A 21152-nucleotide genomic window follows, 5' to 3' on the forward strand; every position below is an offset into this window, starting at 1 on the left:
GCGGGCGATCCGTGTGGATCGCCCGCACCGCCGCGGCCGCTGGATGGAGTCGCCGGTGAACGGCGTCAGTAATAGTGGCGCCGGCCACCGACGGGCCGGCCCACCGAGCCGGCGATGGCCAGTACCGCGCCGACCACGAGCAGAACGAGGCCGATGGTAGTGAGCACGCCGATACCGAGCAGGTAACCGACGATGAGCAGAACAAGTCCGAGAACGATCATGACACTGACTTTCTGATTCGATATTCGATATCCGGGTGAGGGACAGGGATTACTTGGCGGTCGCCGCGCTCTTGTCCGGCTTGCGCAGCAGTTTGCTCATCGACCAGGCCGGAGCTGCCGGAGCGGCGGGCGCGGGCTTCTTCGCCGGGTCCTTGGTCTTGGCGAGATCCCGCTGGGCGGCGGCGATCTCCTTACGCGACTGCCGCAGTTCACGGCGGGTCTCCAGGCCCCGGCGGGTGGACCGCCACGCACCGGCGGAGACGAGACCCACTCCTAGCCCGCCGACGACACCGACGATGATGCCGATGAGGAACAGTTCACCGGTGGTACCGGCGAAGTGATAATCGAAGACCGAGAAGTCGCTGGTCAGCCGATTGACATCACTGGTATTGGCCGCGACGCCGGCGACACCGGCGGCAACCGCCGCGACGGCGATCACGAGCCCGAGAACAATGATCATGGCAATTCCCAAGGGTCGAGGAACACTATGCTCCCGCTATTCCCGGCGACGACGAAGTCAAACGGGGGAAGGCCAAGTCCGCCAGATCGATTCACCGGCGGGGTGGATCCGGGGTCTCGGACGGCGGGGGCTCAGGCGAACAGGTCGCGGACGAACGGCACCGAGTCGGGTAGCGAATCGTGCACGGCGCCATCGTGATCGGTGGGGTACACCCTCAGCGTCACCGGCTGCCGGTTCGCCCCGAGCACCGCCGCGAACCGCAGCGTCTCCGGGGTGATCACATCGGTGTCGAGCAGACCCTGCCCGAGGAAGAGCGGCTTGTCGTAGCCGGATTCCGGCAGGCCGAGATAGCGGGTGAGCAGCCCGCGCAGATCCGGGATATCGGCCAACGGCCGGGAGAAGAGGTCTCCGATCACCACACCGTGGGCCACCAGTTCGGCACCGAACGGGGACAGGCATTCGGTGCGCGCGCGTGCCAACCAGTACCGGCCGGAATCGGTGAGCAAGGATTCGATGTCCAGCTCGGGGTAGGTGGTGCGCAGGCCGTTGAGCAGGTACAGCGCGTACGCCGTGGTGTGTGCGCCCAGTTTCACCGGCGGTACGCCCGGACCCATGAGAGCGAGAATGTTCTCGATATAGGCGGGGACGCCGGTAGCCACCGCGCCGCGGTAGTCCAGTTCCGGGCCGCCGAATTCGGTGGCGTACCGGGCGGTGGTGACCGCGGCTCCCCCGCCCTGTGACTGCCCGACCACGACCCATTTGTTCGACAGGGCGGAGTAGTGCCCCGACGCGGCCCGGACCGCGTCGACGACACTGTGCGCCTCCACCACCCCGTTCAGATACGGATGCTCGCCGGAGGTACCCAGCCCGGCATAGTCGGCGGCGACGATGGCATAACCCTGCTCGAGCCAGCTACCCAGGTACGCCCAGTCCCGTGCCACGGCGCCCGGGCCGGCCACACTGTACGCGCAGGAATCGCCGAGCCCGACCGTGCCGTGCGCCCAGGCGATCACCGGCCAACCGCCGGCCGGGGGCGCGCCGGCCGGGAAGTACACGGCGGCACTGGCCACGGTCGGCGCTCCGCCGACCGTGGTCGTCGTATAGAGCATGCGCTCCGAACCCGCCGAGCCGGGCAGCACGGCCGGGGCGGCCAGCGGTTCGACGGATTCGACGACGCCGGTGCCCGGTGCCGCTACCGCGTGCCCGCCGGGCAGCCCGGCGATGGCCGCCGCCAGCAGCGCGGTGACCGCGGCCGTACCGCATTTCCGCATGATCTTCCTTTCGCCGGATCGCCCACCGGTGCCGTGCCGCCTCGGGCGGACCCGGCCAGTCTTTCACCTGGACGGACGACCAGCCATATCGGCATGCCGACCGGCCCGCGACGATCGGAAGAACGGTGCGCCAGGTCCGGCCGGCCGGCTCGGCCCCGAGCCGGTCCGGGCGACGGTCGATAGATCATCGGCGGCGGGATGCCGATCCATCCTCGCCCCGCCCGGCAGCCGACGGAGACCGCCGGGCGGCTCGGCGGTCAGCCGCCGATGGCCCGCGCCAGATGCGGCCACGAATCGTGCAGGTCGTATTCGAACTGCCCCCAGGTGTGCGCGCCGGCCGGACGGTCGATGTGCACCGCGCCGATGCCGAGTTGCCCCAGGTGGTCGGCGAAGGCCGAGGTGCAGGCGGCGGCAATGGCTTCGACCGGCGGGAACCCCCAGCCCCGGTCGATCTCGCCGGGGATACCCGACGCCGCGGACAGGTACACGGTCTTTCCGGCCAGCCGGGAGGCATGCGCGAACGCGTCGTGGGCCTGCCAGCCCGCGGACCCCGGCGGACCCCACATCTTGCCCGGGTCGGCACCACCCCGCACCACCTGCGCGCTGACCATCGCGATTCCCGCGGCGTCGGCCGACCACGGGCATCCGCTATAAGACGCGACCGCTTCATAGCGGTCCGGCGCCTGGATGGCGAGGTCCACGGCCGACCCGCCACTCATCGACACCCCGGCGATCGCATTGCGTCCGGTGGTGCCGAACCGGGCGTCCACGACCGACGGTAGTTCCCGGGTGAGGTAGGTCTGCCAGCGGGCGCGGCCGACTACCGGATCGTCGGTGTGCCAATCGGTGTACATCGAGTAGGCACCGCCGATCGGCATCACCACGTTCACGTTCTTGTCTCCGAAGAACTGCCGGACATCGGTATCGTCCCACCAGGAGATACCGTCGGCACCGCCACCGATCCCGGTCAGCAGGTACACCGTGGGCGCCGGTCCCCCGCCCGGCGCGGGGATGACCCGATTGGTCACCACGGTGTCCATGGCGGGTGAGTACACCTCGAGCAGGATCGCGCGACCGTCGATCGGTTTCTCCGCGTCGACCCGCGGCCCCGGGGCGGCCGCGGCGGGTTGGACGGTGAACAGGGACGCCGCGACAGTCAGTACCGCGGCCGGCATGGTGAGCAAGAATTTGTACCGCACCCCTCCGGTGTACCCATTCGCGCACCGGATCGCCGCCGGACTTCTACGGTTCATCCGTTGTGTGCCAGTGTGTCTCGCGGTCGTGCGCGAAAAGCCGCTGCTCGGTCCGGGCACCTCCGGAGCCGCCCGGTACGAGTACGCCCGGCCGCGCGGCCGGAATGCTCCGGTACGGCGACCCCACCGCCATCGGGCCCGGCCCGGCCGTACAGACCGGTTGTCGGCGGGTCTGCGCACGGCCCGGCCGGGCCACCCGGTAGAAAGAAGACAGGGCACACGCCGGGCGCGCGGCCGGTCTCCACGATCATCGCGGCCCGGTGGACCCGCCGAAATGTTGGAACAGTCGAACGAAAGAGCTGGTTCATGGCTTCCTCCGCAGCGCGTGCACAGATCGGGGTCACCGGCCTGGCGGTGATGGGCAGCAATATCGCCCGCAACTTCGCCAAGCACGGCTACACCGTGGCACTGCACAATCGCAGCGTCGCCAAAACCGACGCGCTGCTCGCTGCGCACGGCGACGACGGCGATTTCGTCCGCACCGAGACCATCGCCGAGTTCGTCGCCGCCCTGGAGAAGCCGCGCCGGGTGCTCATCATGGTGAAGGCCGGCGACGCCACCGACGCGGTGATCGAAGAACTCGCGGGCGCGATGGAAACCGGCGACATCATCATCGACGGTGGCAACGCCCTCTACACCGACACCATCCGGCGCGAGGCCGCACTGCGGGCCCGCGGCCTCAACTTCGTCGGCGCCGGCATCTCCGGCGGCGAGGAGGGGGCCCTCAACGGACCGTCGATCATGCCGGGCGGGCCCGCGGAATCCTACGAATCGCTGGGACCGCTGCTGGAGTCCATCGCCGCCCAGGTGGACGGCACCCCGTGCTGCACCCATATCGGCCCGGACGGGTCCGGCCATTTCGTGAAGATGGTGCACAACGGTATCGAATACGCCGATATGCAGCTCATCGGCGAGGCCTACCACCTGTTCCGGGCCGCACTGGACCTGGATCCGAAGCAGATCGCCGATATCTTCACCCAGTGGAACTCCGGCGAGCTGGAGAGCTACCTGGTGGAGATCACCGCCGAGGTGCTGAACCAGGTCGACGCGAAGACCAGGAAGCCGCTGGTCGATGTGATCGTGGACGCGGCCGAGCAGAAGGGCACCGGGCGCTGGACCGTGAAATCCGCGCTCGATCTGGGTGTTCCGGTGACCGGTATCGCCGAGGCCGTATTCGCCCGGGCGCTGTCGGGATCGCGGGGGCAGCGCGCGGCGGCCGTGGGGCTCGCCGCCGGCGAACTCGCCGCCAAGCCCACCGATATCGCGCAGTTCACCGAGGACATCCGGCAGGCCCTGTACGCGTCCAAGGTCGTGGCCTACGCCCAGGGGTTCGATCAGATCGCCGCCGGCAGCGCCGAATACGGCTGGGATCTGACCCCCGGCGATCTGGCCACCATCTGGCGCGGCGGCTGCATCATCCGGGCCCGCTTCCTGAATCGGATCAAAGAGGCCTACGAAACCGATCCGACGCTGCCGAGCCTGATCCTGGCGCCGTATTTCCGGGACGCGATCGAGACGGCGATCGACAGCTGGCGGCGGGTGGTCTCGACCGCCACACTGCTCGGTATCCCGGTGCCGGCATTCGCTTCCTCGCTGTCCTACTACGACGCGTTGCGCGCCGACCGGCTGCCCGCCGCGCTCACCCAGGCCCAGCGCGATTTCTTCGGCGCGCACACCTATGAACGGGTCGACGTCGAGGGTAAGTTCCACACACTGTGGAGCGAGGACCGTTCCGAGGTCTCGGCGGGCTGAACACCCGGTCGCCGGGCGGGCGGTCCGCCCGGCGACGCACACGTCCTCTTGACTCCGGGTCATCCGACCAGTTGCAATGGGGTGTGAGCTACGACACGATCATCAAGGGTGGCCGCTGGTTCGACGGTACCGGCGCGGCCTCGGCGATTCGCCATCTCGGACTGCGCGGCGACCGGGTCGTGACCGTCTCCGCGGAACCGCTCGACGAGACCGGCTGTCCGGATGTGGTGGACGCGGCGGGCAAATGGGTCCTGCCGGGAATGATCGATATCCACACCCATTACGACATCGAGGTACTGAAGTCCCCCGCGCTGTCGGAATCGGTCCGGCACGGCATCACCACGGTGCTGCTGGGCTCGTGCTCACTGTCCACCGTGCATATCGACCCCACCGGCGCGGGCGATATCTTCGGTCGCGTGGAGGCCATTCCGCGCCGCCATGTGATCGATACGCTCGACGAGACCAAGACCTGGACCTGCGCCCGCGAGTACGTGTCCGCCCTCGAGCAGTTGCCGCTGGGCCCGAATATCGCGGCCATGCTGGGGCATTCCGATATCCGGACCGCCCGCCTCGGCCTGGACCGGGCCACCCGCAAGGAAGTCCGCCCCACCCGCGCGGAGCTGGCGGATATGGAGGCGGCGCTGCACGAGGCGCTCGACGCCGGATTCCTCGGTATGTCGGCGCAGCAACTGCTGTTCGACAAGGTCGACGGCGAGACCTGCCGTTCACGTACGCTGCCGTCCACCTATGCGCGGGCGAAGGAGCGCCGCCGTCTCAATGCGATCCTGCGGCGGCGCGGCCGGGTTCTGCAGGGTGGACCGGATATCACGTCACCGCGCAGTCTCGGGGCGATGATCTTCAGCAGCCTGGGTATCGGGCGCCGCAAGCTCAAGACCAGCCTGCTGTCCGCCGCCGATATCAAGGCCAACCCGTTCGCCGTCGTCCTGATCGGCACACTGGCACGGCTGGTCAACGCGCTCGGCGCGGATTTCCGCTGGCAGCATCTGCCGGTGCCGTTCGAGGTGTACGCCGACGGTATCGATCTGGTGATCTTCGAGGAGTTCGGGTCCGGCGCGGCCGCCCTGCACCTGGCCGACCGGGTGGAGCGGGACGCGCTGCTCGCCGACGAGGCCTACCGCCGCCGCTTCCGCAAGGACTACGACGCGAAGTTCGGGCTGCGGGTCTGGCACCGCGACTTCTTCGACGCCGAGATCGTGAGCTGCCCGGACGAGGAGGTTGTGGGTAAGACCTTCGGACAGGTCGGTGTGGACCGGGGTGGTCTGCACCCGGTGGACGCCTTCCTCGACCTGGTACTCGAACACAGCACCAAACTGCGCTGGCGCACCACCATTTCCAACCACCGGCCCGAGATACTGGACCGCTTCGCCGCCCATCCCGGCATCCAGCTCGGCTTCTCCGACGCGGGCGCCCATCTGCGGAATATGGCCTTCTACAATTTCGGGCTCCGCTTCCTGCGCCGGATGTACCGGGCCGAACAGGCGGGCACTCCGGTGATCCCGCTCGAGCGGGCAGTGCACCGGCTCACCGGCGAGCTCGCCGACTGGTACGACATCGACGCCGGTCGCCTGCGCGAAGGCGACCGCGCCGATCTGGTCGTCATCGACCCGGCGGGCCTCGACGATTCGCTCGACGCCTACGCCGAGAGCCCGGTGGCCCAGTACGGCGGACTGGAGCGGATGGTAAACCGCAACGACGCCGCCGTCGCGGCGGTGTACATCGGCGGGCAGTACGTGTTCGGTGACGGCGCCGCCGATCCGGCCCTGGGCAGCACCCGCACCGGACGCTTCCTGCGGGCCGGGCAGCGCTGAGATAATTCCGGCGGGGGCCGTTCGCGGTCGCCTGCGATCGCTCCACCCGCGAACCGTCCGCCCGGGGCCGGCCACCGCAACCGGTCCGCCCGGGCCGGTCACCGTGGTCGGTCCACCCGTGAACGGTCCACCCGCCGTCGGTCACCGGTGTCAGCCCGCCTGGGCTCGGTCACCCCGTCCGGCCCGCCCCGGGTCGGTCACCGGCGTGCGGGCAGCCCGCCGCCGGCGCGCCGGGGTCGCCGGAGTTCTCGATCGTTGTCACGGTGTCCCCTCGGCGATGGCCGGTGCCGGACGCGCTCAGCGCCGGTCGGCGGGTACCGCGAAGGATTCGAGACCGTAGCTGCGGCAGACGGCCACGAGTTTCTCGTACTGAAGGCGGTTGTAGGCCAGGGGTTGCATCAGCCACCGGTCGGGCAGCGTCCGCCAGGCGAGCTGCAACAGCCACACGTAGAGTGCGAACTCCGTGTCGTGGCGCGGTGTGAGTTCGAATCCGGTGAGCTGTTGCACGGCCGGATGCATGGCTTTGGACGAGCACACCTGGATCACGTGTCCGGCCACCGGTCGCAGCACCAGCCACATCGGGGTCAGTGCCCGGCGGGCCAGCGGCGGCAGCCCGAGGGTCGGCAGCGGCAGTTTGGTCAAGTCGGCGAACTTCTGGACGAGGAACGGATTCTCGGCCAGTTCCTGGGTCGCCATCCGGTCGTAGTAGGCGCGCGCCTCGGCGAGGTCGGCCGGCAGTTTCCCGGCGGCACTGGGCAGTTCGAGATCGGCGAAGGCGGCCCGCAACTGCTGATAGGCCGCCTCTTCCTCGTCCGGGCGCAGTTCGGTCCCGGTGCAGTGGGTGAAGGTGTTCAGCACGACGAAGATGCCGCTCACCGCGATCCATTTCCAGGTGAAAGGATTCAGCGCGCTGTATTCGACCTCGCCGAACGCCGCGCTACCGGACCCACGGACGTCGCGGTGCCTGAGTTTGAGCCATTCGGCTTCGGCGCGGCGGTCGTCGGAATCACCCCACAGCGCAATCATCGCCGAGACGCCGCTGCGGACACCGCGATCGGCGAAGTTCTGCTCGAACCGGCCGGTCCGGTCCACGGCGGCAGCCACCGGGACCAGGGCTACCTGGTCGAAGGCAGCACCGGCGAAGGCGCCGGCCAGGACGCTGCCGGAATGTTTGCGGAATTCACGCAGTACCTCGGGCCGGACTCGCGGGTCGGTCGACTCTTCGGCGGTGCGCTCCGTTGCGTGGGTCGCCATCTCGTCACCTCGGGGCGAAGAAGAATGATGATGATAGATTGAACGCCTTGATTCTATCATTCGGGCGGCATGGAAACCATGGTCCCGGCGCGCGGATCCGGTGCCCACGCCGGGTGCGGCGGCAAGGCGGTAGGCTGATCCGAATGGAAACAACCGCTGCGCAGTGGACCGAACTGCAGCAGTTGGACACCAGATCCCGCACGATCGTCGACGCCGCGCGCGAATGTTTCGCCGCGCACGGGTTCGAGGAGACGACCATGGTGCGGATCGCCGAGGTCGCGGGCGTGGGCGTGGCCACCGTCTATCGTCGTTTCGGCACGAAATCCGCGATCGTCCGGTACGCGCTCATGGCCGAATCGCAGCGGCTGGCAACGATCGTCGCCGACGCGATGCACCGGTCCGCGGGCCCGGTCGGAGCGCTGGCGGATATGTTCGCCGCGTTCGTCGGGGAAGCCACCGCACCCAAACTGCTGACCCGCAGCCTGCGCGTTTCCGGCGCGGCCGGCCAGCTCACCGATTTCCTCACCGACGACGATGTCATCCAGCAGGGACGCGGACTGGTCGCGCAATTCCTGACCTATTGGCAGGAGCGCGGGGAGCTCGGCAGTTTCGACCCGGAGGTGGTGGCCGAACTGTTCGTCCGGCTCACCGTCTCGTTCATCTCCAACCCGCGCGGGGTGCTACCGCTCGGGGATACCGACGCGGCCCGGGCCTTCGCCCGCCGCTACCTCGCACCGCTGATGTATCCCCATCCCGGTAGCGACTGACCGGACTCCGGGGGCGGGTTCGATCGGCGGCGGCACCGGCCGGCGCGGATCAGCCGCCGGGCACGATCGTGATCGGCTCGCGCGGGGTCTCCTGCCGCGGGCGCACCGTGTACGCGGCCGATTTCAGCTCCCGCTGCTTCATCTTCTGGATCTGCTGATGATGTTTACGGGCGTGGTAGGCGATCGGGAAATAGGTCAGCCGGTCCGGCAGCACGCGGTAGGCGAACCGGATCACCGCGTAGGCGCGTTCCAGTGCCCGCTGGTCCGCGTCGGTCCACTCGGCGCCGATCATCGTGCGCAGGCGGGGATCGAGGAGCCCGACGATCGACAAGTAGTTGAAACGGATCATCGGATACCCCAGCAACCGCGCGATACGGCCGGCGGGAAACCCCATGGCCCGGAACTGGTCCAGATCACCGGTCCGCAACTGACGGTACTGTTCGCGGACCTCGTCGTCGGCGGAGAGCACCTCGGTCACGATGTACTCGTAGTACTCGTCGAACTCGGCACGGGTCTGCGGATACCCCTTCATCGGAACCTGCAGGATGCGGGCTATCCGGATGTTGTCGCGCAACAACTCCTCGAGTTCGTCGTCGGTGAACTCGCGGCCCATCAGCAGCGGCCCGGCCTTCGAGGTGGTCACGTAGGCGGTGGCGATCACCCACTGATAGGCACACGGATGCAGGGCACTGATCTGTTTGCCCTCGCTGCCCTTCATACGCAGCGGCGCGTGCAGCGACCGCAGCCGCCGACCGTCCTGCACGGCCTCGAGACCGCCGTAGGTCCAGCGCAGTACGGAATCGACGGAGCGGATGGCGCGACCGGCCGGATCGGTTTTTGCTACCGAATACTTGTCGGTGACCTCGCGGATCACCGGGTGCAGCCCCTGCATCGCGAAGGCCGCGCCCTCCATCATGAGATAGGTCCAGTGCCCGACCATTTCGGCGGTCAGCGAGTCCAGCGGGACCAGTTCGATCGGATCGTCGGCGGCCGGGTGGCCGCCGCTGCGCGGGGTATCGGACGCGGATGCGGTGGTCATACTCTCTCCTGGATAGTGGGTGGAACGTGCAGCGGGGCGGGAGCCCCGGTCCGGGTGTGGTCTCCCCCGCTCCGGCCGCCGGTCCGGAACCGCTCACGTCGGTGACGGTCCAGTGCGCGGCGCGGTTCGGAGTCAGGGTGTAGGCGGCGGTCGCGGTGACGCCTTCCGGGGCCTGGCAGCTCGTCGAGCGCATCTCCACGAACGCCTGCACGGTGTACAGGTCGCCGTCGCGGCCGGTGACCCTCGCGGCGAGCATCGTGGCCGTGGACCGGTACTCCATCTGCGCGAGCCGCGGGCCCACCACATCCATGGCGGCAGACCACGCCTGCACCAGGGTTTCGCGAACCGGGAAACGGAGGCGGGCACTGTCGGCCACCACGATCGCCGCGGCGCGGACCCCCAGCCGAAGCTACGGGTACTGGCTTCGAGCCGCTCCGCCACGGCCGCAAGAGGTCCACCGGCCGGGGCAACGCGAGCCTGGGACATGGCGACTCCTAGCGCGGGCGGCCCCGCGGCATCGAGGAGGACCGCATCGGCGAACCGAAATCCACAGTGATAGTGAATCCAGCCTTAGGCTATCAATTGTTCGGGGTGAAACGACGCGGATCAGCGAGATCCGATCGATCGAACAGGGTCGGAGAATCTATTCCGGCCGTCCTCTCGATCCCCGATCGCGGACGACCCGGATCAGGCGGGCGTCACCGACACCGGGACGCCGTTGAACACGGCGTTACCGGACGGGACATCCAGCACCGAATCATCGGTCAGCACATTGGCGTTGACACCGGCGTGCTGCCGCGCCACCTGCTGAGAACTGGTCGCATGCCCCCAGCCGTGCGGCAGGCTCACCACTCCCGGCATGATCGAATCGGTGGGCTCGATCGGCACCGTGACCGACCCGGCCGCGGATTTCACCAGGGCCTGCTCCCCCAGTCCGAGCCGGGCGATATCGTCGGGATGGATCTGCAGGGTGCAGCGATTCGTCCCGCCCACCAGCCGGGGCGCGTTGTGCATCCAGCTGTTGTTGGAACGCAGATGACGGCGGCCGATCAGCACCATCTCCGCCGGCGCGGTCGCGAACCGGGCACGCAGACGGTCGAGATCGGCCAGCAGCATCGCCGGCGCCAGCTCCACCGTCCCCGAGGCGGTGCGCAGAACTTCGGACAGGCGCGAACGCAGCGGACCGAGGTCGAGACCGTGCGGATCGGCCAGCAGGCTACGCAGATTCAGGTGCCCGCCGTTCCATTCGCCGTAGGGTCCCAGCCGCAGCATCAGGTCCAGACGCTGCTCGGTACTCGTACTACCGGTGAGCTCGTGCCGTCGCTGTTCGAGACCGGCCTGCCGCAGCGTGGTGCCGAGGACGAGCTCGTCGAACGCGGCCAGCGGATCGTACTCCGCGGCCGGGTTGTGCGGCTGCCCGCTCACCGCCGCCGCCAGCCGGACATAGACCGCGGCCTCCGACGGCCGGTCCCCCAGCGGCACCAGCGGCGGCGAGAACCGGGCGTAGTTGCGGACCGCGAACTGCAGCAGCGCGAAATCGTAGTGCGGAGACTGCACCGGACGCGGCGGCGGCAGGATCACATCGGCGTGCCGGGTGGTCTCGTTGAGATAGCAATCCAGGCTCACCATGAAGTCCAGCCCGGCGAACGCGGCGTCCAGCCGGGCGCCGCTCGGCGCCGACAGCACGGGGTTGCCGGCCGCCGTGATCAGCGCCCGCACCTGCCCGTCGCCGGGGGTGGCGATCTCATCGATCAGGGTGGCCACCGGCAGTTCACCCATCGACTCGGGCAGGTCGCGTACGCGGCTGCGCCAGCGGCCCGGCCGGAACGGTTTGGTGCGCACGATCCCGCGGACCGCGGCCGTCGCGAACATGGCGCCGCCGGGCGTGTCGAGATTGCCGGTGAGCACGTTGATCACGTCCACCAGCCACTGGGTCACCGTGCCGAATTCGGCGGTGCAGGTACCGATCCGGGCGTACACCACCGCGGTCGGAGCGGCCGCCAGTTCACGCGCGAGCCGGCGCACGGTCTCGGCGGGCACCCCGGTGCGCGCGGCCACGGTCTCCGGATCGAATTCCGCGGCGGCGGCCCGCACCTCGTCCAGGCCCGTGACCGCGATGCCGACGTCGGTCAGCCCCTCGGCGAAGAGGGTGTGCACGATCCCGAACAGCAGATACGCGTCGGTGCCCGGTCGCACGAAGAGGTGCTCGTCGGCGCGGGCGGCCGTGCGGGTCCGGCGGGGATCCACCACGACCAGGCGGCCGCCCCGCGCCCGCAGTGCCTGCAACCGGCCCGGGAAGTCCGGTGCGGTACACAGGGAACCGTTCGACTCCAAGGGGTTGGCACCCAGCATCAGCAGGTAATCGGAGCGGTCCAGATCCGGGACCGGCACGGCGAGCGGGTCCCCGAACATCAACCCGCAGGCCACCTGTTTGGGCATCTGGTCGGCGGTGCTGGCGGAGAACACGTTCTTCGTCCCCAGGGCCCGGATCAGCGCCGGCGCGTACAGGGTTCCGGCGACGGTATGCGCGTTCGGGTTGCCCAGATACAGCGCGATCGCCTGAGCGCCGTACTCGGCCCGGATCGCCGGAATGCGCGCGGCGATCAGATCGAATGCCTCCGCCCAGCCCACGGTCCGCCACGAGCCGGTGGCACGATCCCGGACCATGGGCTCGGTGAGGCGATCGGGGTCACCGTCGAGCTGCCCGAAACTGGCCCCCTTGGGGCACAGGAAGCCCTTGCTGAACGGATCCAGCTTGTCACCCCGCGCACCGGTCACCCGATCCTGCGAGTCGAGGGTCAGCTCCAGGCCGCAGGCCGCCTCGCACAACGGGCAGGTGCGCAGCAGGTTCCGGACGGCGGTATCGGGTACGGCGGGGTTCGGTGCGGCCATGCCACCATCATCACTCTTTGAGACACCGGACAGAAGGTGTATTGAGAGAATTCGGATAGATCTGTCGCAAGCGCAGCCCGGGTCACCAGAGCCCTGGGCCCGCCGATCCGGCGGCGCCGCCGAGGGACACCACCCCACCCTTCGCCGCCGATTCACGGGCCGCCTCGAGGACCCGCAGGCCCGCCAGGGCGTCGGCGGGGTCGACCGGTACCGGCGCAGCATCCAGGACGGCGGCGGCCGTGGCCGCGTAGAAGGCGGGGTAATCGCCGGGCAGGGTGGGGTACGGTGCCGGGTCGTCACCGGCGCCGAGCACACCGAAGTCCGCTTCGCCGGCCTCTCCCCACGGTGTTCCGTCGCCCGGGCGGTGCCCGGCGCGCAAGGCCGCCTCCTGGGGGTCCAGTCCGTGCACTTCGTAGCCTGCGCGGTCCCCTAGGACCCGGAAGCGGGGGCCCAGCAGCGGGGCCACCGCGCTCGCCCACAGGTGGGAGCGCACACCGCCGGTATGGGTCAGGGCGAGGAACATATCGTCGTCGGTGCTGACCCCGGGGCGGCGACGGGCCAGTTCGCAGTAGACGCTCGCGGCCGGGCCGAACAGGGTGAGCGCCTGGTCGACCAGGTGACTGCCCAGGTCGTACAGGATCCCGGCGGCATCGGCCGGGCCGCCCAGTTCGCGCCAGCCGCCCTTGGGCACCGGACGCCAGCGCTCGAACCGCGATTCGAAGCGGCGCACCGGGCCCAGCGCGTCCTCGGCCATCAGCCGGCGCACCGTCCGGAAATCGCCGTCCCAGCGCCGGTTCTGGAAAACGGTCAGCACTCCCCCGGCTTCCCGGGCGTAGCGCAACAGATCCTCGGCTTCCGCGGCGGTCACCGCGAAGGGTTTGTCGACCACCACCGCCGCCCCGGCCGCGAGCGCCCGCCGGGCCAGTTCGGCGTGCACGCGATTGGGCGCGGCGACCACGACCAGATCGATCCCGGACATATCGGCGAAAAGACTGTCGGCATCGGGCAGTACGCGCACCCCGGGGTGCTCCTGTCGCGCCTGCTCCGCCCGCTGCGCCGAGCCGGTCACCACCGCGGCCAGCCGGAGCCGGGGTTCGGCGGCGACGAGTGGGGCGTGGAATACCGCACCGGCCAGCCCGTATCCGATGATGGCGACTCCGAGACTGCTCATACCCGCCGACGTTACCCGGCGGGCGCGTTCACCCCGCGGAGGTCAGGAACGACAACCGCACCTCACGATCCGGATTGTCGATATTGATATCGACCAGCGCGATGGACTGCCAGGTGCCCAGTGCCGGTTCGCCGTCCAGGACCGGAACGGTCGCGTACGGGGCGATGAGCGCGGGCATCACATGGGAGCGACCGTGTCCGGGCGACCCGTGCGCATGCCGCCACCGGTCGTCGGCCGGGAGCAGATCGCGCAGGGCGGCCAGCAGATCGTCGTCACTATGGGCGCCCAGTTCCAGGATCGCGATCCCGGCGGTGGCGTGCGGTACGAAGATATGCAGGAGCCCGTCGCCGCCGGCGTCGTTCACGAACGCCCGGCACTGCGGGGTGATGTCATGGACCACTTCGCTGCGGCCGGTGTGCACCGCGATGACTGTGCTGCGCATATCCGGGCAGCCTACGCGGGCCCGGCCGGGCCGGCCGCGGGACGCGCGCCACGGATCCGGTAGCGCTCGGCGAGTCCGGACAGTACCGGTGAACATCCGGCGTCCAGCCGCCGGTCGGCGAGACCGTCGCTGCGCGTGGCGCCGCGATTCACGATCACCACCGTGCCGCCGTTGCGGGCAACCCGGTGCACGAAACGACGGCCCGACAGCACGGTCAGACTGGACCCGGCCACCACGATCACGTCCGCCGCGTCCACCAGTTCGTAGGCGGCCGCGACCCGTTCGGGCGGCACGCTCTCCCCGAAATAGACGATATCGGGCTTCCACATCCCGCCGCATCGCGCGCAATCCAACATGCGGAAACCGCTGGTGTCCTCGACCACGGCGTCGGCGTCGGGAGCCACTTCGAGGCCGGTCACCGCGGCGGTCGCGAAACCTGGATTCGCCTGCTCCAGCTGCTCGGCCAGCGCCATCCGGGAAAGGCCGGCACCGCAACCCAGACAGCGCACCTGGGCATAGCTGCCGTGCAGGTCGATCACCCGGCGGCTACCCGCCTTGGTGTGCAGCAGATCGACGTTCTGGGTGATCACGCCGGCGACCGGGCCCCGGCGCTCCAATTCGGCCAGGGCCCGGTGACCGGGATTGGGACGGGCGGCGTCCATGTACCGCCAGCCCACGTGATTACGCGCCCAATAGCGCTGCCGGAACACCGGATCACCGACGAACTGCTGGTAGGTCATCGGCGTCCGTGGTGGGGCGTCCGGGCCGCGGTAGTCGGGGATACCACTGTCGGTGGAGATCCCCGCACCGGTGAGCACGACCGTGGATCGGTCGCCGATCAGCTCGACGAGATCGTCGAGGGCATCGGACCAGGCGTCCGGGTGCGGCGGGATGAGCAGTGCCGTTTCGGGCATACCCCGAGCGTACGTGCCGGTCCGGCCCCGGCCACCCGGGGCCGGAGAGCACCGGTCAGGTCTGGACGCCGGCGAGTTTGCCCGCTTCCGCATCGAGACCGAGCATGGCCAGCAGATTGCGGCAGTCGGCGGCATCGGTGGAGTGGCCGGCCACGATCCGGGCCGCGACGGCGCTGCGGCGGGCGACCTCGGCGCGTTCGGCATTGCGGATTTCGGCGAATTCGGCCAGATCGGCCTCGGGAAGAGCGTGTTCGACAACGGTGGGACGGCTGGATATGCCAGGCATGGGTCTCCTTCGAGTTGTCCGAAGCCTACGCCGAGGACCGGTGAGGCACTGCACAACCGAAAACTGGATCCGGCCGCTGGACCGCCCCGCCCCGGACCGCATCACCTGCGCCGACCAGGACACGGACCGGTGTGACGCCCGCACCGCCGGACATCGGAACCCAGAAGAGTTGGGCGGCAGCGGATACTGGAACCAACATGCCGAACGATTGCCAGGATCGATAGCAGTCGATCAGGTAATGTGTCTCACGTCATAGCGCGACTACGGGGGCGCCGTCGCGCCGATTCGGTGTCGCAGGTGCGCCGAAGTCATTTTTGCGGCCCTTGTTTTTTATGATCCAACTCCTCTAAATTCACCTCCTGCACGTTCATCAATTTGGAATGCTCGTGTTCCGCTGTCACGGGGGCGGGGTTCCACCCCAGCGAGGAGGTTCACCGGTGGAGATCGACCACTTCAGCCATGGCTGGCTCACCCCCGTGGTCGCGTACGTCATGTCGTTCACCGGATCGTTGCTTGCGCTACGGTGCATGAGCCGCGTACGCAGCGGATCACCGTTCGACGGCTGGCTGATCGCGGCGTCGGTCGCCCTCGGCGGCACGGGCATCTGGGTCATGCACTTCATCGCCATGCTGGGTTTCCGGATCGACGGCGCCGCCATCCGATATGACGTACCCGTCACCCTGGTCAGCGCCGCGATCGCCATGGTCGTGGTCTGGCTCGGACTGTGCCTGGCCCAGCAGCGCCGGCTGGGCGGCCAGAGCCTGCTGGTCGGCGGCGTGGTCACCGGGATCGGCGTGGGTGCGATGCACTATGCCGGCATGTACGCCATGAAGACCGATGTGGAGATCGGTTACGAGTGGTCGACCGTGGCGTTGTCCATGGTGATCGCGGTGATCGCCGCGACTGCCGCGCTCTGGTTCACCCTCAATGTGCGCGGCGCGCTGGCCACCGTGGGCGCCGCCCTGGTGATGGGCGTCGCCGTGGCCGGTATGCACTACACCGGCATGTACGCCATGCATCTGGGCGAACAGCACCATATGACGCCCACCGGCGCCGGAGCCGCCCAGCTGCTGACCCCGCTGATCGTCGGTGTCAGCCTGCTGACCGTGGGCATGCTGTTCCACCTGGGCCTGACCGAGGTGAGCGGCGGCGCGTCCCTTACCCGCCGCCCCGCCACCGACAACTACTGGCCCACCCGCGACTGACCGGAAGTCGTCCACACCGCGACATTTCCGGCAGATCGACCGAAATGCGTCACTGTGACACGACCCACGCCGAATCCGCTGCCGTCTCCCCCGATAGGGTCATGGAGTGCGGCAGCGGATCATCCTGGACGTGGACACCGGCGTGGACGATTCCCTCGCCCTGCTCTTCCTGCTCGCCAGCCCGGACGCCGAGATCATGGGAATTGTTTCCACCGCCGGCAATGTGCCCGCGACCCAGGTCGCGATCAACAATCTGGCCTGGCTCGAGCTGGCCCGCGCCCCGGAGATCGAGGTGACCCTCGGGGCGGCCGAACCGCTCGCGATCCCCTTGCGCACCACCGAGGACACCCACGGACCGCACGGCGTCGGCTACGCCGAACTCCCCGCCCCGACACGGCGCATCTCCGATCGCAGCGCGGCGCGGATGTGGGTGGATCTGGCACGCCGCCATCCCGGGGAACTGATCGGACTGTGTACCGGGCCGCTCACCAATCTCGCCCTCGCCCTCCGCGAGGAACCCGAGCTGCCCCGGATGCTGCGCCGGCTGGTGATCATGGGCGGGGCGTTCTCCCACCCCGGCAACACCACACCGACCAACGAATGGAACATCCATGTCGACCCCGAGGCCGCGAAGATCGTCTTCGACGCCTTCTCCGCCGCTCCGCCGGACCGCCGTCCGCTGGTCTGCGCCCTCGACATCACCGAAACCATCGAGATGCGGCCCGCCCACCTGATCCGGCTGGCCGAGCGGGCCGGCAGCTTCCCGCTCGAGACGGTATCGCCCGCCGACCCACCCACGGCGCGGTCGGCGGCGAGCAATCCGATCATCCGGTACCTCACCGACGCGGTGCGCTTCTACTTCGATTTCCACCACGGATACGACCTCGGCTACCTGGCCCATATGCACGACCCGTTCGCGGCCGCGGTGACCCTGGACCCGGCGCTGGCGCGCACCCGGCCCGCTACCGTGGACGTCGAGCTCACGGGCACCCTCACGCGGGGCGCCACCATCGCCGACTGGGCCGGTATGTGGGGGCGGCCACCCAACGCCGATATCGTCGTCGGCACCGACCCCGTGCGTTTCTTCGATCGCATGATCGCCCGGATCGGCGATCACGCGCGCACCGTGTATCCCGGCAAGCCCGTCGGTGAGCCCGTCGCCCGGCGTCGATGACATTCCGGACGCCCCCTGTCCGATCCGATCGAGAGGGACGAGCGTGAACTCTTCCGGAACATATGAGGTTCCGGCCGACGAGGCGTATCTGGCGGAGTTCCGGCAGCGGCTGGGTCTTCCGGGAATGATCGATGTGCACACCCATTTCATGCCGCACCGGGTGCTGCGCAAGGTCTGGGCGTACTTCGACGATGCCGGTCCGCTCACCGGACGCCCCTGGCCGATCACCTATCGCGCCGACGAACCGGTCCGGCTGGAGACACTGCGCCGGTTCGGAATCCGCGCGTTCACCGCACTGGTGTATCCGCATCGACCGGAGATGGCGGCATGGCTGAACGAGTGGACCGCGAAATTCGCCGCCGAGGTGCCGGAATGCCTGCACACCGCCACGTTCTACCCCGAGCCGAGTGCGGCGGGATACGTGGCGGCGGCGGTGGACCAGGGTGCGCGGGTGTTCAAATCGCATATCCAGGTCGGCGCCTACGACCCCCGTGACCCGCTGCTCGATCCGGTCTGGGGCCTCCTCGAGGACGCCGGCGTACCCACCGTCATCCACTGCGGTTCCGGCCCGGCGCCCGGCGCGTTCACCGGGCCCCAGCCGGTCGCCGAGGTGCTGCGACGGTTTCCGCGCCTGCCCTTGATCGTGGCGCATATGGGCATGCCCGAATACCGCGACTTCCTCGACCTCGCCGACCGGCATACCGGTGTTTCGCTGGACACCACCATGGCGTTCACCGATTTCGCCGAAGCCGATATCCCGTTCCCGGTGGCCGACCGGCACCGTTTGCTCGACCACGGCGACCGGATCATGTTCGGTAGCGATTTCCCGAACATCCCGTACCCATACCGGCACGCCGTCCAAGCCCTGGAACGGCTCGACCTGGGCGACGACTGGTTGCGCCGGGTCTGCTACCGCAATGCCGCCGACCGGTTCGGCCTGCCCTGACGAGGATCTCGGCAGCGCCCGGCGCCGATGCGGTCCGGTGTCAGGCCGGTCGTTCCGTCCCGGCCCCCACCCGCGCGGGTGGCTCCTCCGGCGTGCCGGGCCCCGCCCAGCGGGTCAGCGCCGCACGGCATTCGGCGATCTCGCCGGGCGTGGGCGCGGAGTCGGTGGCCCAGGCCACCCGGCCGTCGGGTCGCAGCAGCAGTGCGGTCGCCGTGGTGTCCCCGGTGTGGGCGCGCACCACGCCGACCCGGCTCGGCAGGCCGGGGAGGGCCGCGGACCACGCCCCGTCGGCGCCGAGGTCCAGCAGCAGTGGACGGTAGTCCCGGATCAGCTCGGCCAGGCGCACCACACCGCCGCCGACGCGCAGCGTGAGGTCCGGGGCGCTGTAGCCGACGAGCGGATGCGGGTTCGCGGCGCCCATCTCGTAGCGGATATCCGTCCCGGCGATCATCGCGGCCACCCGCGCGACCGCGGATTCGTCGGTGAGCAGTTCGGCGAACACCGTACGCAGGGCGGTGGCGTCCCCGCCCGGGGCGAGCAGCGCCGATTGGGCCCGGGCGGCCAGTTCCGTCCGGGTGGCCGCCTGCCGCCGTTCCCGGTCGTAGCTGTCGAGTAGACCTGGCGGCGCCCAGCCGTCGATCTCCGCGGCCAGTTTCCAGCCCAGTTCCACCGCGTCCGCCAGTCCCACGTTCAGTCCCGGCCCGCCACCGCCGGTGTACACGTGTGCCGCGTCGCCGGCCAGGAAGACCGGTCCGTCACGGAAGCGTTCAGCCACCCGGGTATGCCCGCCGCGCAGCCGCCGCAGCAGGTGCGGGCCCGGTCCCACGGGCTCGCCGAGCGGGATCTCCGCGCCGAGGACCCGGAAGATACTGGCCCGCATCTCCGCCAGCGTCATCGGTTCGTCGGCCGGGGGTTCGTCCCATTCGACAGTGGACAGCATCGGCGGCCGGCCCGCGAACGGGGCGTAGGTGAAACCACCGTGCTCGGTACGTAGCGAAAGGAACGGCCGGACCGGGCCGTACCCGGGCACCCGCAGCTCACCGGAAGCCGGGTCCACCCACCCGGCGGGAATCGAGGCGTGGACCGTACGGGCGGTCGTGCGGTCGTATCCGATGCCGGGGAAACCGATCCCGCGCTGTTTGCGGACGATGCTGTGCGCGCCGTCGGCGCCGACCAGGTAGCGGCCACGAAGATACGCCGAGCCGTCCGGGCCCGAGACCTCCACCGCGACCCCGTCGCCGTCGTCCGCGACGGCCACGATCGCCGCGCCGCGCCGGACCTCGATACCGAGTTCGGCGGCGTATCCGCCCAGGGCGGCGACCAGTTCCCGCTGTGGGATCGGCAGGGTGTAGATCGGCCCGTCGTCGAGCAGACTCAGATCGAGGGCCAGCCCGCCGAACATGAAGTACCGGTCGTTGGGCCGGGGTGGACCGGAGGTCCCGCTGAGCCGCTCGTACAGCCCGCGCCGATCCAGCAGCGGCACCACCTGGCCCACCAGGCCGTTGGCCCGGGGTTCGGTCTCGGTCTCGGCGTTGCGTTCGATGAGGAGCGGCCGGATTCCGGCCCGGCCCAACTCACAGGCCAGCAGCAGCCCGACCGGGCCCGCCCCGGCGATGATCACGTCGTAGCGCATCTCAGCTCCCGCCATTCGGTTCGGGCAGCCCGGCGGCCACCTGGATCAGCGCCGCGCGCAATGCGGCGGCGAGGGATTCGGGCGGCCGGGTGGTCCGGGAGTGCTCCGTGGCGACCGCACAGGCCGAACCCACCACCGCGGCCACCAGTTTCGGATACAGGTCCCGGTCGGGATCGCCGCCGACCCGTCCGGCGACGGCCGCGGCCAGTTCCCGCTGCGCGAGCGCGTCGGCCTCCAGTACGGCACCGCGTACCGCGGGCTGGGAGAGAATCTCCCCCACACCTTCGGCCCAGCGGGTATCGCCCGACCAGTGCGCCTGCGTATCGCCCTCGCCCACCTCGAATCCGTGCAGGACCGCGGCGGTGATCGCGCTCCAGAGCGGTTCCGACACCGGGCGGGCGCTCAGCAACCGGCCGATCTCGGACATCCGGTCCAGGTGCCGGGAGGCCACTGCTTCGGCCTTGCTGCCGAAATAGTTGCGGAAGGTCCGATCGGAGACACCGACGGCGCCCGCGATCTCCTCGACGGTGACCGCGTCCCAGCCCTTCTCGATCGACAGCCGGATGGTGGCGAGACTCAGCGCCAGGCGCGTTTCCCGTTTCTTGCGCTCCCGTAATCCGGGTTCGGCATCGTCCATGCCCAC

19 protein-coding genes are annotated in these 21152 nt (G+C 69.5%); 6 read left to right on the top strand and 13 right to left on the bottom strand.

Annotation, left to right across the window (positions count from 1 at the left end; all coding sequences use genetic code 11):
* Window positions 1–65: 65 nt before the first annotated feature.
* The 4 genes from AB0H42_RS11410 to AB0H42_RS11425 form a co-directional block, all read right to left on the bottom strand.
* A complete protein-coding gene (locus AB0H42_RS11410; RefSeq protein WP_085995414.1) occupies window positions 66–221 on the bottom strand; it encodes a DUF6131 family protein in 156 nt (51 codons plus the stop codon).
* A 49-nt stretch (window positions 222–270) separates the two neighbouring features.
* Complete coding sequence (locus AB0H42_RS11415) at window positions 271–681, bottom strand: hypothetical protein (RefSeq protein ID WP_357053416.1); 411 nt, start codon at window positions 679–681, stop codon at window positions 271–273.
* Between the two features lie 131 nt (window positions 682–812).
* Complete coding sequence (locus AB0H42_RS11420) at window positions 813–1952, bottom strand: lipase family protein (protein WP_357053419.1); 1140 nt, start codon at window positions 1950–1952, stop codon at window positions 813–815.
* A gap of 257 nt (window positions 1953–2209) precedes the next feature.
* The gene (locus AB0H42_RS11425) at window positions 2210–3151 is read right to left on the bottom strand and encodes an alpha/beta hydrolase family protein (RefSeq protein WP_357053422.1); all 942 of its coding nucleotides are present in this window, start codon (window positions 3149–3151) and stop codon (window positions 2210–2212) included.
* Between the two features lie 360 nt (window positions 3152–3511).
* Here AB0H42_RS11425 and gndA point away from each other — a divergent pair, with 360 nt between their 5' ends.
* Window positions 3512–4957 (top strand): NADP-dependent phosphogluconate dehydrogenase, encoded by a 1446-nt coding sequence (gene gndA, locus AB0H42_RS11430; protein WP_357053425.1) that lies wholly within the window; start codon window positions 3512–3514, stop codon window positions 4955–4957.
* Window positions 4958–5040: 83 nt separating this feature from the next.
* Window positions 5041–6786: an amidohydrolase family protein gene (locus AB0H42_RS11435; protein ID WP_357053428.1), complete on the top strand. Its 1746-nt coding sequence runs from the start codon at window positions 5041–5043 to the stop codon at window positions 6784–6786.
* A 297-nt stretch (window positions 6787–7083) separates the two neighbouring features.
* On the opposite strand, the gene AB0H42_RS11440 is transcribed toward AB0H42_RS11435, so the two are convergent.
* On the bottom strand, window positions 7084–8040 hold the full coding sequence (locus AB0H42_RS11440) for an oxygenase MpaB family protein (protein WP_357053431.1): 957 nt from the start codon (window positions 8038–8040) through the stop codon (window positions 7084–7086).
* A gap of 143 nt (window positions 8041–8183) precedes the next feature.
* On the opposite strand from AB0H42_RS11440, the gene AB0H42_RS11445 reads away from it, so the two are divergent.
* A complete protein-coding gene (locus tag AB0H42_RS11445; protein WP_357053433.1) occupies window positions 8184–8807 on the top strand; it encodes a helix-turn-helix domain-containing protein in 624 nt (207 codons plus the stop codon).
* A gap of 49 nt (window positions 8808–8856) precedes the next feature.
* Here the strand turns inward: AB0H42_RS11445 and AB0H42_RS11450 are convergent, their stop codons facing one another.
* The 6 genes from AB0H42_RS11450 to AB0H42_RS11475 form a co-directional block, all read right to left on the bottom strand.
* Window positions 8857–9846 carry an oxygenase MpaB family protein gene (locus AB0H42_RS11450; RefSeq protein WP_357053436.1) on the bottom strand — a complete coding sequence of 330 codons (990 nt, stop codon included), beginning with the start codon at window positions 9844–9846 and terminating at the stop codon, window positions 8857–8859.
* Window positions 9847–10533: 687 nt separating this feature from the next.
* A complete protein-coding gene (locus AB0H42_RS11455) occupies window positions 10534–12738 on the bottom strand; it encodes a molybdopterin oxidoreductase family protein (RefSeq protein WP_357053439.1) in 2205 nt (734 codons plus the stop codon).
* A gap of 82 nt (window positions 12739–12820) precedes the next feature.
* Window positions 12821–13909: a Gfo/Idh/MocA family oxidoreductase gene (locus AB0H42_RS11460; protein WP_357053442.1), complete on the bottom strand. Its 1089-nt coding sequence runs from the start codon at window positions 13907–13909 to the stop codon at window positions 12821–12823.
* A 28-nt stretch (window positions 13910–13937) separates the two neighbouring features.
* Window positions 13938–14351 (bottom strand): secondary thiamine-phosphate synthase enzyme YjbQ, encoded by a 414-nt coding sequence (locus AB0H42_RS11465; RefSeq protein WP_063058052.1) that lies wholly within the window; start codon window positions 14349–14351, stop codon window positions 13938–13940.
* A gap of 11 nt (window positions 14352–14362) precedes the next feature.
* Window positions 14363–15265 (bottom strand): Sir2 family NAD-dependent protein deacetylase, encoded by a 903-nt coding sequence (locus AB0H42_RS11470; protein ID WP_357053445.1) that lies wholly within the window; start codon window positions 15263–15265, stop codon window positions 14363–14365.
* A 55-nt stretch (window positions 15266–15320) separates the two neighbouring features.
* On the bottom strand, window positions 15321–15551 hold the full coding sequence (locus tag AB0H42_RS11475; protein ID WP_357053448.1) for a hypothetical protein: 231 nt from the start codon (window positions 15549–15551) through the stop codon (window positions 15321–15323).
* A 437-nt stretch (window positions 15552–15988) separates the two neighbouring features.
* On the opposite strand from AB0H42_RS11475, the gene AB0H42_RS11480 reads away from it, so the two are divergent.
* The 3 genes from AB0H42_RS11480 (at window position 15989) to AB0H42_RS11490 (ending at window position 18876) form a co-directional block, all read left to right on the top strand.
* A complete protein-coding gene (locus AB0H42_RS11480; protein WP_357053451.1) occupies window positions 15989–16756 on the top strand; it encodes an MHYT domain-containing protein in 768 nt (255 codons plus the stop codon).
* Between the two features lie 106 nt (window positions 16757–16862).
* Window positions 16863–17930 carry a nucleoside hydrolase gene (locus AB0H42_RS11485; protein ID WP_357053454.1) on the top strand — a complete coding sequence of 356 codons (1068 nt, stop codon included), beginning with the start codon at window positions 16863–16865 and terminating at the stop codon, window positions 17928–17930.
* Window positions 17931–18054: 124 nt separating this feature from the next.
* Window positions 18055–18876: an amidohydrolase family protein gene (locus tag AB0H42_RS11490; protein ID WP_357053928.1), complete on the top strand. Its 822-nt coding sequence runs from the start codon at window positions 18055–18057 to the stop codon at window positions 18874–18876.
* Window positions 18877–18916: 40 nt separating this feature from the next.
* Here the strand turns inward: AB0H42_RS11490 and AB0H42_RS11495 are convergent, their stop codons facing one another.
* Window positions 18917–20509 (bottom strand): FAD-dependent monooxygenase, encoded by a 1593-nt coding sequence (locus AB0H42_RS11495; protein WP_357053457.1) that lies wholly within the window; start codon window positions 20507–20509, stop codon window positions 18917–18919.
* A gap of 1 nt (window position 20510) precedes the next feature.
* Window positions 20511–21146: a TetR/AcrR family transcriptional regulator gene (locus tag AB0H42_RS11500; protein WP_357053459.1), complete on the bottom strand. Its 636-nt coding sequence runs from the start codon at window positions 21144–21146 to the stop codon at window positions 20511–20513.
* Window positions 21147–21152 lie beyond the last annotated feature (6 nt).

The organism is Nocardia sp. NPDC050799 (assembly GCF_040654015.1).
GTDB lineage: Bacteria > Actinomycetota > Actinomycetes > Mycobacteriales > Mycobacteriaceae > Nocardia.